This window comes from Paenibacillus sp. FSL R5-0378, from assembly GCF_038009285.1.
Taxonomy (GTDB): Bacteria; Bacillota; Bacilli; order Paenibacillales; family Paenibacillaceae; genus Paenibacillus_AQ; species Paenibacillus_AQ favisporus.
In genome coordinates this window covers 1,923,024-1,937,722 of record NZ_JBBPAY010000001.1, presented here as the reverse complement: position 1 = coordinate 1,937,722, position 14,699 = coordinate 1,923,024, and the positions used below count along the sequence as shown (strand labels likewise).

The following is a 14,699-nucleotide window of genomic DNA, read 5'->3' as shown; positions in this document are numbered from 1 at the left end:
TCATCGATACCCTCGGCCAAACCGAAGGGCGAATGCCCACAGCGCAATGATGCTGTTATACGAGATCTCCTTCTTCAACGAAAAATTTGCTGTCATTCGCGGAGCAGCTCTCTTATACTCGTTCTCCAATTAGGGCTGCCACACTTCCCATATGTTACCGTCAGGATCTGCGAACGTTATGTTCGGTCCGCTTGTCACTCGTTCACCTAAAATGTTCACTCCGTTTTCCTTGAATCGTTTAGAGAGTTCTTGAATTCTCGGAGTAATAAAGCATGCCATTGCATGGGGTTTGCCGTTGTCCAATGACCATGAAAAACGTAATCGACCGCCTTCTTCGTCCGATTGGTGAAGGAACAATGCAGGTACGACTTGCCTTAAACCAGGGGAAGGCAGGTTTCCATTACGATCGGGAAGATTCAATACAGCCATCTTCATTCCGGGCTCAACAAGGTCGTTGTTTGCGGGCTGGTACCCTAAATTCTTTTGGTACCATTGAATAGACTCGTAAACATCATTTACTGGCACGTAAATACAAGTGATACCCGTAATGTCTTCCAGGCTTTCTTCTACTTCGTTTCCCTCATTTGCGTTCATATTCAATTCCTCCCTCTCATCATCGGTTAATCAACTTTGATATATATGTAATAAAGACCAAGTGCTGCGAACACTTGGCCAGTACAATTGGCTTGGATGGTTTATTCCATTCTAAGTCGTACAGGAAGAAAACCCACCTTCGGCATCAACCTTTGGGTGGGTTTTTACTTTCTCTAGTTGTTTATTGATGTTTGTTAATAGAGCAAGAATGAAGACCCTGCCCACCTAAGATTCGATTAGTTATATTTTACCTTTTATCATATTTACGCTCAAGGTTCTTATAGAATGCGTGAGATCTCTTTTTTGCTCATCTCGTTGCACCTTATGGATAAGAAAAACGTCTATCGACGTACCTTCAAAGAAGACAGACCGCGTTTAGTGGAAGTTTTTCTTGCGAGATCAGGAAGCAGAAGCTCTGAAACTTATACTTTCTGATCTCTTAACAAAAACGTCTATCGACATACCTTCAAAGAAGACAGACCGCGTTTAGCGAAAGTTTTTCTTGCGAGATCAGGAAGCAAAAGCTCTGGAACTTATACTTTCTGATCTCTTAACAAAAAAAGAGCCTCACACAAGTCGTATGAACTCGTGTGAAGCCTCTCATCTACTTCATGTTTCCTACGACTTTCACTCTCAGTCTCGTCGCATTGCCCGGATGATAAGCCAGCGGGGTTTCTTCCACTTCCACAAGCTCAACCGTTGCCGGATCAGCGCCAGCCAGCACCGCCTGCTTCACGGCTTTTTCTTGCGCATCTCTTAATGAATCCTCACGGGGCTCTGTAGAATAAATATAAATTTGTTCATATTGTCCGCTGATTTGAGCGATACACGCGCCAATGGCGTTGGCTACGCCCCCGTTCTCAGGCTTAATCATATGGGATACCCCGCGAATCGTGTCCGGGATAACGACACTGCCGCCGCCTACCAAAACAAGCTCAACGTCTCCCGAGGATGTCTTCATTTTATCAATGGCCTGCTCAATAATGGCTGCAATTTCAGCTTGCACATTTTTTGCAAAGTCTTCATCCAGATGCGCTACCAAGCTCTTATCCCCGACATCCGCGAGGCCCAGCCGAACGGCAATGTCGGTTGTCGTCAGCGTATGCCCGCCAAAAACCAGCGCTTCCTGTCCAATCTTGTATCCTACGCTGTCAGGGCCAACTGTAATTTTGCCGTTCTCCGAACGCACAATGCTTCCGCCGCCCAACCCGACGGAGATAATATCCGGCATGCGGAAATTCGTGCGGATATCGCCAACCTCGACCGCAACCGAGGATTCTCTCGGGAAGCCGTCCTGCAACACCCCGATGTCCGATGTCGTCCCTCCCACATCGAGAACCATCGTATCTTTGATCTTCGCCAAATAAGAGGCACCGCGTATGCTGTTCGTCGGCCCGCATGCAATGGTTAGGATCGGAAATTGCTTTGCGTAATCTATCGACATCAGGGTACCGTCATTCTGGCATAAAAACACCGCTGCGTCTGTGATGCCCTCTTCTTCTAACGCCTGCACAAAACCTTGGGTCGTCGTTTCAATCACCTTGCATAAGGCTGCGTTCAGTATGGTCGCATTTTCCCGTTCAATTAAGCCGACAGAACCAATCAATGAAGAACAGGAAACAGGGAATTCAGGTCCGTATACTTGATGGATGAGATCGCGAATCTGGAGCTCCTGATCATTTTTAATGGATGAAAATACACCAATGACTGCGATGGACTCGACGCTGCTCCCCCATTCCTCTAAAAGAGCTGTAATTTCAGCTTCATCGACTTCTCCAAGCACTTGGCCGTCATATTCATATCCGCCATGAACGAGAGCATATTTACCCGACAGCTTCTGAACCATATCCTCAGGCCAGGACGTGTACGGAGCAACGGAAGCCGTTGCCGGATAACCCAGACGAATGACGCCGACTTGCGCCAGCTTTTTACGCTCAACAATGGCATTAGTACACTGCGTCGTGCCTAGCATGGCATGCGTGATTTGGGTTTTATCAATATTCGATTCCTGCAGCAAATTCCGGAGCGAGGTTTCAATTCCTGTTTTAATATCTAAACTTGTTGGGGATTTAACCGCATGAATCAAATGATGATTCTCATCCAATATGATGGCATCTGTGTTGGTGCCGCCTACATCAATCCCAATTCTATACATTCTCAGCCACCGCCTTTTTCACCAGTTCCTCAATCGCAACATAATCGTAATCATATCCGAAGTATCTTGGTCCTACCGTCTGAACTCCCTTTTCCGTTCTCCACTTTTCATGAGCGGGCAGTCCAACCACCCGTACGCGTTTACCGTATTTCAGGCTCTCCGTAGTTACCGGCGACAAGGTTTCGTAATCAACCAGACAGATCAAATCAGGGGTCATCGCTACCACTTGACCATTCTTTTCAGCAATCAGGTTTTCATTTTGAAAATGAACCTTCATCTCGCCGCCTTTAAACGCCTCGATTCCTTCAAGATGCATCTGGCCGAGGTTAAATCCTCCCTTGGTTTCCCGGATGACATCCACAATTTTGCCTTGGAAAAGTTCATAGCCGGACACCAGGTTCAGCAGTTCTTGAAGCTTGTCGCCCGCGTCCCGATTCTTCGATGTAATGATGGCTCCGATCTGTTCGGACAGGGTCACGATATGATGAACGCCGCTCTGCTTGATTTGCGCACCCGTTGCCGGGTATAGGCTGACTAAAGCACTGGCCCCCATTTCGACCGTGGCCACTCTGGCGAGCCGTTCTGTCCATTTATTATCAATGGTCTCAAAGATGCCGATGTTCCCTTTTTCATCCGTAATCGCCATCGGTGTCGCCGGAATGCCATCCAGGTTAAACGTGACCATTTGCAGCTCCGGGAATGCCCGTCCCATACCATCACAGTCGATCAGAGGCAATCCCAGCTGCGCCGCAACGACGATGGGGATCATGGAATTAACGCCTCCCGCTTCCATCGGAAACGTGCCGGCGATCCGTTCTTTTCCCAAGTAATTCGCTAATTTTTGAAAAACCTTAACAAACTCGTCCCCTTTAGGGAATTTCTCCACTAATACGGAAGGCGCCCCCATCATCGCGGCCGGGATAAAAAAGTCCTCATCCTGAATCTCATCGACGGAGAACAGTTTTACTGGTCCAAACTTCTCAATGGCCGAGAGAGCCATCAATTTTCCGATGTAAGGGTCTCCCCCTCCGCCGGTTCCTAAGAATGCTGCGCCGACGGCGATGTTTTCAACAGCTGCTTGATCTAAATATCTCATTTACGTTTCCTCCAATATGACTGTTTTCCGAGTCGATAAACGATAGACTACATAATAGATGACAAAAGAAATGACAATCCCGATCAACGGCTGATTCGGTACCTGCGGCAGGCTTGGGAACAGGGATAACACAACAGGGGTACAAGCGATGACCGCGCCCACTAGCCAGGAAATGACGCCCAGTATATTCACGCCTTCGACCTCATGCCAGCGGCTCTTATCCCCTTTGCCAAGCACCCAGTAAGATGCGATCATCACGCCTGCCACCGGCGGAATCATGGCCGACAGGATGGACATAATCGGCGTAAAATAGTTGAGTATGCCGACGACAGCCAGTACCGTCCCGATCGTTCCGGCGATGCCGACGGCCCATTTTTCTTTTTCCTTTGATACGTTGAACACGTTTATTAAGGCAAAACCGCCTGAAATGGCATTCACGAGGTTCGTTTTCCAGGTAGCGAGGATCAAAACCATACCGCCAATAAACGGAGTCGTGATGCTCAAAAAGGTTGCTGTAATATCGCTGGCCTGGTAAGCAATCGTCAGGACCGCTCCTGCACCGATCATCAACAAGCCTGCTGGGATAATTCCGAAAAGGGCGGCTTTCAGGACATCGGACCGTTTTCTCGAAAATTGGGAGTAATCTCCCGCGATAACCGCTCCCAAGGCAAACGAACCCAGGGTTACCGCCAGTCCGTCCGTAAAGCTCATAGCTCCATGTGGCTTAAAATTCTGAATGATCTGCAGGGATTCACCGGTCAATGCTTTGATAAGACCAAATACGCTGATCCCAATCAATAAAGGAACGGCAATATAGCTGATGACGCGCAGCACTTTAACGCCATAGATCGCCGAGACCACCATCACAAGACCGCAGATGAGAGAAGCCAGCGGAACCGGGACACTCATTCCACCTACGGCTAACAAATTGGCCAAGGCCGCACCGCACACATTCGCCTGAATTCCGAACCATCCGAGGCACGCAATGGCGAGGATGATCGAAAGAATTGTCCGGGATCCTTGTTTGCCGAACACCTGCCCTGCAACCTGAACCGTCGGCCTTCCTAAATCCGTGCTTTGAATCCCCTGCAAAATCATGAGCAATACAATGATGGAGTAACCCACCAACGTGACGAGCAGCGCTTTCGACAATCCCATGCCTGCCACCAGCGTGTTTCCCACCAATAAACTGGGGATGCTGATGACCGCGCCGGCCCAGATGATCCCGAGACTGAACCAGGATTGATGCTCTTTAACGGCTTTCATATGATCTCCCCTCCTCAACCTTGTACGTTCGAATTGTTTTTTCTTATTGTAAAAGATGAAGCCGGGCAGCGTCTTTTTCAGAAAACAAAAAAAAATCCGATGTTTTTGTCTGATTGGACAAAACATCGGAACTTTTTAGTTATGGATGAGACGGTAGACCATGCAGGCGGTATAAACATCGTACGATTCCGAATTGATGGTCACATCATATCCGATGAGCTCGCAAATTTTTTTAATGCGATATTTCACCGTATTTTTGTGGACGAACAACAGCTTGCTGCAGTCATCCATATTTCCCTTCGCATCCAGAAGAAACGTCATCAGGGTTGTCAATGCATCAAGGTCATCCAACAACGGCTCCAGGACAGACAAGCATTCTTCCGTGATTTCTTCCCCTTGTTTGCTGAGGTCGATCGCCCGTTTCATGGAACGGACTTCAGCCGCGGTGTATAGTTTGCGGTGATGGTAGATGCGGTGAACCTCTTTAGAGGCTTCGTTGACGAGCTGGTACATTCGGCGTACGTCCTGCGTGTTCCGCATCCTCGGAGAATATACGATGCTCGATATTTCATCGATGAGACTCGTGGTTTCGATATATTCCGCTGCGATTTCAAACTCATTGTATTTATAGGAACAATTCCCTAGCAAAACGACAATGCAGTGATCGATCATTTGAATGACCGCGGTTTTATAATATTGCGAGAGATGCGCTTTTAAGTCTTCCCTTATCTTTCTTTCCTCCGACAAATCCTGAATGTACACGAGCCACATCATTTGGATGGCGGAAACGTCGATATACAGTAAACTGGCCAATCTGCGCATTTTTTCGCTTTCATCATTTACGATGGCTTTAACCAGAGCGTATTCGCTGACCTCGTTATGCTTATCTCCCCACAAATTGATGGCCACCTGCACCACCTCGCTGATTTGATCCATCGTCTTCGGAGGCAGCTTCGTATTTTCTTTAATGATAAACAGGTAAAGGGACTCGCCGTTTTTTTGCTGAACACGTTTATATTCAACAAAGCAGGACGAATCCAGCTCCCCTTCTCCCGTTCTGCCGTTCAAAATGGAAGGCGCCATGGACCGGATCAGATTCGCAACAGGGAGCGATGAATTGCGCGGCCACATGACACGATTGATGATATCCAGGTTGCTGTTTGTCAGAACGATGTTCGCTTTCATCCGGTCCGACAGCAGTTTAAGGGTAATTTCCACGCTCCGCAAATGTTCCGGCAGCAGCGATACCTTTTCCAGTGATTCATTCACGAAATGCTCATTCACATTCTGATTGCTGACGATCGCCTCCATGACTTCATAAATGACTTCATTATATCGAAGAGAGTAATCGTTTCTCGGCATGCAAATGATAATAAAATTCAAAGATTCAGCCAGCTTGAGCACTTCATCGGCAATATCTGGCATTACAATGCCAACATAGTACAGAATCAGCCCCACTTCACCCAGGTCATGCAGGTACTGAACGGTTTTGCACTGCTGCTCTACGCTGTCTTTTATGGAATAAAAAGAGCTGATGACCAACTCTTCAGCATACCACTCTTCTTGAACGGTTTGAATAATTTGCGAGAAGAAATTGACATCCGCCACCTCTAAAACAGATAAAGAGGAAACGGTCTGATGAAGCCTGCTTGTTCCAGTGACCACCTGAGCTCCTCTAAATGAAGGCAGCTGCAGTAAATCTTTAACGGTTACCCCAATTCAACCACCACTTTTTTGTCGATTCAAGCTGCTCCTATACTTCAATCTGTGCGATAGCTTGATCATATACTTCTCTACATCTGATATAGATAATATTAGTATAACCCTCGTTATGATAAGCAACCAAGTAAGTTCCTTTGCCAACTATGAAATTTATTGCATATTCGGCTTGGTCCATTAAGATACTGCATCAAAAATCGGTTCGTACAAATATCATCCCCTGTTGAGGACTTCTTATTAAACAACCGCATTCACGAAGCGACCCGGCCTTAGATTGCACTTATTTTAGGCGGGATCGTGTGTTGTCAGAATCATTAACCTTCATTAAACTAAGTTTCCATATATATTCTTAGTCGAATTTATATAACGTTTATTGTATCAACGCTGCGGGCTGCGCCCTAGGTTCGCAAGATTAGCTTCGCAGGGCTATCTGCCTGATTATCTTCTTTTAAAATCTCGGGCAGACCAAGGGTCGAACGCGACTCAGCAGGATAGCAGTGTTATGCCCTGGTTCGTTCTTCCTTGAACTCACTATCATTGCTTGTTTGTAAATAGGGTTGTACAATTAATCTATAAGTCTTTCGGGGGTGTTCTTGTATGAAGTGGAGTAATGTTCGTGATATCTACCCTAATCGATGGGTACTAGTTGAAGCTCTTGCCACTCATTCTAACAATCACCAAAGAACTATTGAAGAAATGTCGGTTGTTTCTGAATATGACGACCCTAAGGATGCATGGGCTTCATATAAAAAACTTCATTTGTCAGAGCCTACTAGGGAACTCTATATATTCTACACCGGAAATGAGTATATTGAAGTCATTGAACAGCCCTTTACCGGAATCAGAGGTCTACGATGAAAATCCATCTTGTAAATGGTCTGCCTATTGTTTCTCTCCCTCTATCTTACAAGAATAAATCAACTCTTCTCGATAATGTCCTACTCGATACCGGATGCTCCACAACTATCTTTGATACTGATCTTGTTGAACCTATCGGCTTAGATATAGACTTTATCAATGGAAAATCGGTTCGGATGTTTGGAGTTGGTGGCTCAAGCGAGTTGTGTTATCAGCAGATGGTCTCTGATCTCTTTATTGATAGCATCCTGCTCAAAGAATTTACTATCCAACTAGGACTTACCAAAGAACCATATGGTTTCGATGCAATATTGGGTGTCGACTTTCTTTATAAATATGGGTTGAAAATCGATTTTGAGAAATTAGTTATTTCATAAAGGTTTAACGAACTTGCGTATAACGTTGTTGTATCTATGAACCCGAGTACCTTAAGGCAGTATCAGTTGCCGGCCGCAATGCGGTTAGGTCCGCAGGGATGTCAGCTGCTGAGTCTGCATCTGACTCCTCTGAAATATTACCTAACCTACACTTATCAATTGTTTTTTGAGCAGCATGATCTGACCAATATGATATGCATTATGAATACATAAATTTGATACTACTCCCCACCAAGGAGCATTGCAATAGGAGGGGATTTCTTTTATAAGTTTAAGATCTTCGCTTTCCTCAAGTGCCCTATTCCAACTTTCAAAGACTGTTTCAAGTCTCTGTAAGGTCTTCTTCCACTCAAAATCATTTATTGTATGTGGATTCACATAAAAAGTATCATCATTGTTTATTGAACTCTCTAATTCAAATTGTTCAACGTTATATCTCTCAAGCCACTTCTCATTCCAAAATATGAGATGATTCACGATCGACCAAATGGATTGTTTACTTTCATTCTCCCATGCAGCTTGTGTAGCATTTAAATCTTTTAAAATTTCATGGAGTGGAATGAACCAACTCTTATCGTTATAACAGGCGTTTAACTGGTCTATGAGAATAGATCTATAACTCATCCTTCTACCCCACTTTTCTATTAATCTTTCATTTATTTCGGGTAACGTTTGGGTATTCACGAAACGACCCAGCCTTAGATAGCTCTTATCTTAAGCCGGGTCGTTTGTTGTCTGCAGCGTGAATACAGTGTTATGCTCCGTTACTACCTTCGAAGCATCACCTAAAAACCATTGATCAAGATTCCAACTCTATTTTTTACTTTGGTATAAAAACTCAGCTTCACCATCTAGCAAATATCGATATTCATATAATTGCATTGTTCTTTCCCTTATTCTCTCCTTTATAACCGTGGCTAGGCTTACCGATCCTTGTGATCCAAGGTAACCATGATTAATAAATGTCTTCTCTACAAATGTTGTTTCCTTTAAATGATACTGTAACCATTCTTTCTGCGATTCAATGAGTGCTTCTCTTGGTTCTCGATCCAACTTCGAAAGAAGCTTTTTATATATTTGATTCAACTCTTTATCCCAAATCTCTGTATATTTGCCTTCCAACGCACCCCATCGCAATGTTGTGATATCCTCTTTGGAATTTACTAATTCATTTAATTCAACTTCATAATCATGATCTATAGGATTTCGAAGCATTTCATCATAAAATTCTCCTTTCAAATCATAGTTCCCAATGCTCATGGAAAACACTTCATTGTTAGAAGGATCTGATCGACCTTCAGTTATTCCTTCCGATTCTGCTCCATTACCTGTACTCACTACATCAGGAGGCAGTTCAGAATTCATTATTGATTTAGTTTCGTTGTTTAAAGTAGTCGACTGACTATTACTTTGACAAGCTGATAACACTATCGTTATAAAAAATAATAAGAGTATCTTACCTTTCATAAATGATCTCCTTAAATATCATCTTTAATATTTACCGGTAATGGTGCATAACTCCCATTCTACGACTATCGCATACTCTTTCCTTTCCCACCGAGTATGCGATAGTCGTATTACATTTGTATCTCCCATGGTATGCGAAATTACCAAATTATTCAATTCAATAATCGATCCAGCTGACTCAGTATACGGCGGACGTCTTTGATACTGACATGGGTGTAGATTCCGGTGGTTTTAGAGCTTCCGTGCCCTAATAATTCTTGAATGTACCGGAGATCTTATCCCCACTAAAAAAAGGCAGCCCCTCAGGGCTGCCTTCAGTTCTTCTTATACGTTCCGCATTCTTCATCCGAGTTTTTCAAGCTCTCCAGCTTTCAAACCCATTAATATAAATCTACTCCCGATCAATCGTCACCAACTGCTCGTTCTTATCCCAGTTCACCTTCGTGCCGAAAGCGTCGGCCACAAAACGCAGCGGAACGTACAGTGTGCTGTCGCGGTTGATCACCGGCTGGGTCAAGGTAACGGCTTTGCCGTCGATCGTCGCTTGCTTGGAGCCTTCCTTGATAACGATCTGGGTGCCTTTCAGGTCATCCACCATCGTCAGCTGCTTCGTGGCCCCGTTCCATTTCAGTTGGGCATCTAGCTGATCCGCAACGTATTTGATCGGCACCATCGTCGTGTTGTTCACGATAATAGCTTCCGGGTAGTACCAGTAGTCTTCGTCGTCCTCAGCATTTTGGCGCGTTGTCAGCGAAATCTGCTTTTGCGTAATCTTCGCGTCTTCCGTCAAGAGACGGTACAGATCGGATTTCGCATCGAGATGACGGATCACTTCGCCTGGCGTCACGCCGATCAAGCTTGGTTCCCACACGCCTTTGGACGTGTCGACCTTATTCACGGTCACCGGCTGGTTGACGTTCCACGTCTCCGACTGCGAGTGAACTTTCACCTGCTTCACAGGCACGCCTTCGCCCTGCGGAATTTGGATCGTCAGGTCCATGTTCTGCTTGCGGATCTGCAGCTTGCTGTCCAGGAAGAAGTCCAGGGACAGCACGGTATCCTTGCCAAGGATCACCGACATATCGGGTTCAGCCATCATTTCTTTGACGGTGTCGTCGTATTGAGGCAGGAACTCGTTCAGCGCCTTCAGCGCTTCATCGGTAAAATAAGTCACCGCCGCGTCTTTATCCTTCAGCACGCTTTCCGGCGTGCCGAACGCTGCAGCCATATCTCCCATGTCCTCACCGGACTGGCTAAACGTAGATTCAAAGATCGGATAGTAGACGTCGTAGACGGCCGCGATCATTTCTTTCAATCCTTCTTTGTCCTGGGATACGCTGGTCAGGAAGCCTTTAACCAGGCCTGCCAGCTCATCACCGCGAATGTCGATGTGCAGCTTCTGCAGCGACAGCGATTCGCCGTTCACTTTGTCAGTCACGGAGGACAGTGCGATCGAGGACGGGTTCGGCGCGTGCTTGATCAGGAAGCCGCCGACATCCTTCACCATTTTCAACGCGCTTTCGTTGGACATTTGAAGTCCAGTCATCGTGAGCCCTTCCATGCCTTCCATGCCGTTCAGCGGAATCACGACAGGTTGAGTCATGCCTTCAAGAGACAAGGCCAGGTTGTCCTTATCTACGGACAGATGGAACGGAATTTGCTTGCCGTTAACTTTCACGGCGCCTTCAATTGATCCGGTGTTTGGATCCTGCGTACGAGCCGAGTCAATCGTGAGCGAGATCGAGTTGATCAGGTCGATCATCTGCTTATCTTCTGCCGTCAGCCCGCTATCCGCAGGCACCAGTTCAAGCGACATCGAGGACTTCGCTTCGGACGATTTGACATCCAGGGTACTGAGCACCGCTTTGTTGACGTCCAGGCCGCCAACGGCCTGACAGCCTGCCAGCACAATCAGCATGATGGCCAGTCCAAGCGCCAATCCCCATTTGAAACGCTTCTTCATCAGTTTACCTCCCCATTATGTATGCATGGAAAAAATTCCATTTTATATAGTATGCCAGCAGGTAACACCGAATGTAAAGAACATTTCAAACCGTATATATTTAACGCTCCATTTGCGATATAATGAACATCATAAACGAGGTGAAGAAGCATGCAATCAAGTCCTTTGTGCCCCAAATTGGAAAAAGGGATGGAAATTATCAACCGGCGCTGGACCAGCCTGATCATCCATCAGCTGCTGAGCGGCCCGAAGCGTTTTTGCACCATTGAATCCTCCCTGCCGATCAGCGGCCGGTTATTGTCGGAGCGGCTTAAGGATTTAGAGCAGGACGGTGTCGTCCGGAGAGAGGTTTTTCCGGAAACGCCGGTGCGAATCGAATATTCCCTGACCGAGAAGGGCATGGCACTCGAACCGGTCATCCGGGGAATCGAGCTCTGGTCCGAGCAATGGGTCACGATTGATAATGCGGACTCCACGCCCGCCGAAGCTGCCAAGTGCTGCGAAGCGAAGCCTGCCTGCGACGAGGACCTTTAATACGTACGATTGGATCCACCCCTCCTCACCAACAACAAAAGGCGCCTGCTGCATGCAGAGCGCCTTTTCGATATTTCTGCCTTTATTATGGAAAATGAGCCGTCATTGCCTCCGGGCTTACTATACTTTGCGCCCAACGATGACCAAATCCCGTTCCACGCCATCCAGCTCGGCCACGCCCGGCAGCACGCCCCAATCCTCAAAGCCATAGCGGTGCAGCAGCTTCAGACTCGGTTCGTTATGCCCGAATACAAAGCCCACCAGCCGGTTCAGTCCGAAGCGTGGAGCTTCGGCCAGCGCCTTTTCCAGCAAAATCCGGCCGACGCCCGCCCCGCGGCACTCTTCCGCCACATAAATGCTGATCTCCGCCGTCGCGTTGTAGGCTGCCCGCCCATAAAAAGACTGGAAGCTGAGCCAGGCCACAACCTTCCCTTCGGAACGCATGACCCACAGCGGACGGTGATGGCTGTTATGCTCATGGAACCAGGCCAGCCGGCTCTCTACCGTCACAGGCTCCAGATCCGCGGTCACCATTCTTCCCGCCACCGTCGTGTTGTAAATATCGACCACCGCCTGCAAATCCTCCAGCGCGGCGTCTTCAATGATGTAATGTTGTTGCGTCGTCATTTGCCCTGTTCAGCCTCCTACCGCTTGTCTACGAATCGTTATTTTCTATTGTAAAAGAATCCGGGAATCTGTGCTATAGGAAGCTTTTGACGCTTCACTCACCCGTCCAGTCCCACCATCTGCTCGCTCCAAGCCCACAAGCGTTTTGCACTCTCCCGGTCGGCTGCTTTGGACTTCAGCGCCTGCTGCTTTTTCCGGTAAAAATATTTCCCGCTCACGCCCGCAACCTCCGGCGAAGCTGCCAGGTAAATGGCGGTGTCCGCCCCCTGCTCCGGCGTCAAAAACATGGGCTTCAGCGCGGCCAGCACCCGCTTGCCAAAGCCCGTATCGCGGTTCACCCCGATTTGCGTCGCGACAGCGCCGGGATGGACGGAGTTCACGGTGACCCGGGTGTCTTTCAGCCGCTCGGCCAGCTCCACTGTGAACAAAATGTTCGCGAGCTTCGACTGGGCGTACGCCTTGATCGGATTAAAGCTGCGAGACAAAAACGGATCGTCAAAATGGATGCTGCCGGCCTTATACGCTCCGGATGCAACGACCACGATTCTTCCCTGCTCCGCCGCGGTCAGCCGATCCAGCAGCAAGTTGGTCAGCAGAAAATGGCCCAGGTGGTTCACGCCAATGTCCATTTCGAAGCCGTCGCGGGTTAGCTGCCTTTTCAGCATGACTACCCCCGCATTGTTGACCAGCACATCCAGCACCGGATAACGCGCCTTGAACGCCTCCGCAAAGCGGCGGATACTCGCCAGATCGCCTAAATCGCACAGCATCAGCTCAATCGCCTGCGAGCCGCTCCGGCGGATAGCCTCCTGCAGCGCAGCTTGGCCGCGCGACTCGCTCCGGCACACCATAATAACGTGCGCTCCCTGCTTCGCCAGTTCGACCGTCGTCGCCAGTCCCATGCCGGAGTTGGCGCCAGTCACGACTACCGTTTTTTGCTCCATGCTCACCCTGATCCCTCCCTTTACGCGTACTGCTTTTTCTAAAATACTAGCACACAGGCAAGGGAAAGCGTAGATGGTTCTGCTGAATTCCTCCCCTCTTCTTTCCGCATAGGCAGCGCCATGATATACGGCTTTTCCGCAGGCTCATACTAAAGTGGCATCCTGCAGGACCTGGCCATAACGGACAGCATTTTGCAGTACCAAGACTCGAGGCACTTTCAAGAACTGCTTTTTCTTTTTGCAGATGAGAGGTTTATAATAGAAGCAATCCATGCTTTCACATTAAAAAACATAGGAGGTGTACCGGATTTATCCGGGAAATCATGCAAATCGGACATCAGATCGTATCCATTGAGCTGTTTGCCCAGCCGACGGCCGAGCAGCCTGCTTACCAGCCGGTCCTGCTGTGGGATGAAACCGGAGCCACGCTCGTCGACACCGGCAATGTCGGCCAGTTCGACCAGGTCCAGAAAGCAATCGCCGAAGCCGGTCTCACCCTGAACGATATCAAACGCGTCATTCTCACGCACCAGGACATCGACCATATCGGCAACGTATCCCGCCTGCTTGAAGCCAATCCCGGCATCGAGATTTGGGCCCATGAAGACGATATTCCCGTCATCACCGGACAAGAGCCGCTGATCAAGGTCACGCCGGAGCGTCTCGCCCAAATGCCCGAAGCGGCCCGGGAGGCGGTTCAAAACGTTCTCGACGAGCGTTCCTCCATTTCCATCAGCCGGGTGCTGCATGACGGGGATCATCTGGAGCTGCACGGCGGCATTCAAGTAATCCATACACCAGGGCATACACCGGGGCATATTTGTCTGTACCTTCCCAAAGAAAAGCTGCTGCTCGCAGCCGATGAGCTGACCATTCGCGAGGGTGAACTGCAGGGACCGGTACCCGGTTTCACGCCGAATATGGCACAAGCCATCGAAAGCATGGGCAAGCTGGCCGATCTCCGCTGGATGGAGTGTTCTGCTACCACGGCGGCTTGTACGACAAGTCTCCGAACGAACGTATCCGGGAGATCATTCAAAGTCACCGGTAACCTATACGTCTATCGGCGTTATTGCGTTAAAAATGACCGCGTTTAACG

Annotated in this window: 14 protein-coding genes; 4 read left to right on the top strand and 10 right to left on the bottom strand. The window is 48.0% G+C overall.

What is annotated here, in order from left to right; translation table 11 throughout:
- Window positions 1-129 precede the first annotated feature (129 nt).
- The 5 genes from MKY74_RS08945 to MKY74_RS08925 form a co-directional block, all read right to left on the bottom strand.
- Window positions 130-594, bottom strand: coding sequence for a VOC family protein (locus MKY74_RS08945; RefSeq protein ID WP_076173398.1), 465 nt, complete (start codon window positions 592-594; stop codon window positions 130-132).
- Between the two features lie 604 nt (window positions 595-1,198).
- Window positions 1,199-2,749, bottom strand: a complete 1,551-nt coding sequence (locus MKY74_RS08940; protein ID WP_076173399.1) for a hydantoinase/oxoprolinase family protein — start codon at window positions 2,747-2,749, stop codon at window positions 1,199-1,201.
- The gene (locus tag MKY74_RS08935; protein WP_076173400.1) at window positions 2,742-3,845 is read right to left on the bottom strand and encodes a DUF917 domain-containing protein; all 1,104 of its coding nucleotides are present in this window, start codon (window positions 3,843-3,845) and stop codon (window positions 2,742-2,744) included. The genes MKY74_RS08940 and MKY74_RS08935 overlap by 8 nt, the downstream gene beginning before the upstream one ends.
- The gene (locus MKY74_RS08930; protein WP_076173401.1) at window positions 3,846-5,111 is read right to left on the bottom strand and encodes a cytosine permease; all 1,266 of its coding nucleotides are present in this window, start codon (window positions 5,109-5,111) and stop codon (window positions 3,846-3,848) included.
- Between the two features lie 135 nt (window positions 5,112-5,246).
- Window positions 5,247-6,776, bottom strand: a complete 1,530-nt coding sequence (locus MKY74_RS08925; protein ID WP_244169358.1) for a PucR family transcriptional regulator — start codon at window positions 6,774-6,776, stop codon at window positions 5,247-5,249.
- 651 nt (window positions 6,777-7,427) lie between these two features.
- Between MKY74_RS08925 and MKY74_RS08920 the strand changes: the two genes are divergently transcribed.
- Window positions 7,428-7,688: a hypothetical protein gene (locus MKY74_RS08920; protein WP_076173403.1), complete on the top strand. Its 261-nt coding sequence runs from the start codon at window positions 7,428-7,430 to the stop codon at window positions 7,686-7,688.
- The gene (locus MKY74_RS08915) at window positions 7,685-8,065 is read left to right on the top strand and encodes an aspartyl protease family protein (RefSeq protein WP_076173404.1); all 381 of its coding nucleotides are present in this window, start codon (window positions 7,685-7,687) and stop codon (window positions 8,063-8,065) included. The genes MKY74_RS08920 and MKY74_RS08915 overlap by 4 nt, the downstream gene beginning before the upstream one ends.
- Window positions 8,066-8,206: 141 nt before the next feature.
- Here MKY74_RS08915 and MKY74_RS08910 read toward each other — a convergent pair whose 3' ends face one another.
- From MKY74_RS08910 to MKY74_RS08900, 3 genes are all read right to left on the bottom strand, one after another.
- Window positions 8,207-8,749 carry a DinB family protein gene (locus MKY74_RS08910; RefSeq protein ID WP_244169359.1) on the bottom strand — a complete coding sequence of 181 codons (543 nt, stop codon included), beginning with the start codon at window positions 8,747-8,749 and terminating at the stop codon, window positions 8,207-8,209.
- 129 nt (window positions 8,750-8,878) lie between these two features.
- Window positions 8,879-9,532 carry a lysozyme inhibitor LprI family protein gene (locus tag MKY74_RS08905; RefSeq protein WP_076173406.1) on the bottom strand — a complete coding sequence of 218 codons (654 nt, stop codon included), beginning with the start codon at window positions 9,530-9,532 and terminating at the stop codon, window positions 8,879-8,881.
- Between the two features lie 391 nt (window positions 9,533-9,923).
- Window positions 9,924-11,495: a copper amine oxidase N-terminal domain-containing protein gene (locus MKY74_RS08900; RefSeq protein WP_076173407.1), complete on the bottom strand. Its 1,572-nt coding sequence runs from the start codon at window positions 11,493-11,495 to the stop codon at window positions 9,924-9,926.
- Between the two features lie 150 nt (window positions 11,496-11,645).
- Here MKY74_RS08900 and MKY74_RS08895 point away from each other — a divergent pair, with 150 nt between their 5' ends.
- Window positions 11,646-12,029 carry a winged helix-turn-helix transcriptional regulator gene (locus tag MKY74_RS08895; protein ID WP_084204047.1) on the top strand — a complete coding sequence of 128 codons (384 nt, stop codon included), beginning with the start codon at window positions 11,646-11,648 and terminating at the stop codon, window positions 12,027-12,029.
- A gap of 120 nt (window positions 12,030-12,149) precedes the next feature.
- Here the strand turns inward: MKY74_RS08895 and MKY74_RS08890 are convergent, their stop codons facing one another.
- Both MKY74_RS08890 and MKY74_RS08885 read right to left on the bottom strand, forming a co-directional pair.
- Window positions 12,150-12,656 carry a GNAT family N-acetyltransferase gene (locus MKY74_RS08890; RefSeq protein WP_076173408.1) on the bottom strand — a complete coding sequence of 169 codons (507 nt, stop codon included), beginning with the start codon at window positions 12,654-12,656 and terminating at the stop codon, window positions 12,150-12,152.
- Window positions 12,657-12,754: 98 nt separating this feature from the next.
- Window positions 12,755-13,600 carry an SDR family oxidoreductase gene (locus MKY74_RS08885; protein WP_076173509.1) on the bottom strand — a complete coding sequence of 282 codons (846 nt, stop codon included), beginning with the start codon at window positions 13,598-13,600 and terminating at the stop codon, window positions 12,755-12,757.
- 323 nt (window positions 13,601-13,923) lie between these two features.
- Here MKY74_RS08885 and MKY74_RS08880 point away from each other — a divergent pair, with 323 nt between their 5' ends.
- Window positions 13,924-14,697 (top strand): MBL fold metallo-hydrolase, encoded by a 774-nt coding sequence (locus MKY74_RS08880; protein WP_084204048.1) that lies wholly within the window; start codon window positions 13,924-13,926, stop codon window positions 14,695-14,697.
- Window positions 14,698-14,699: the final 2 nt, after the last annotated feature.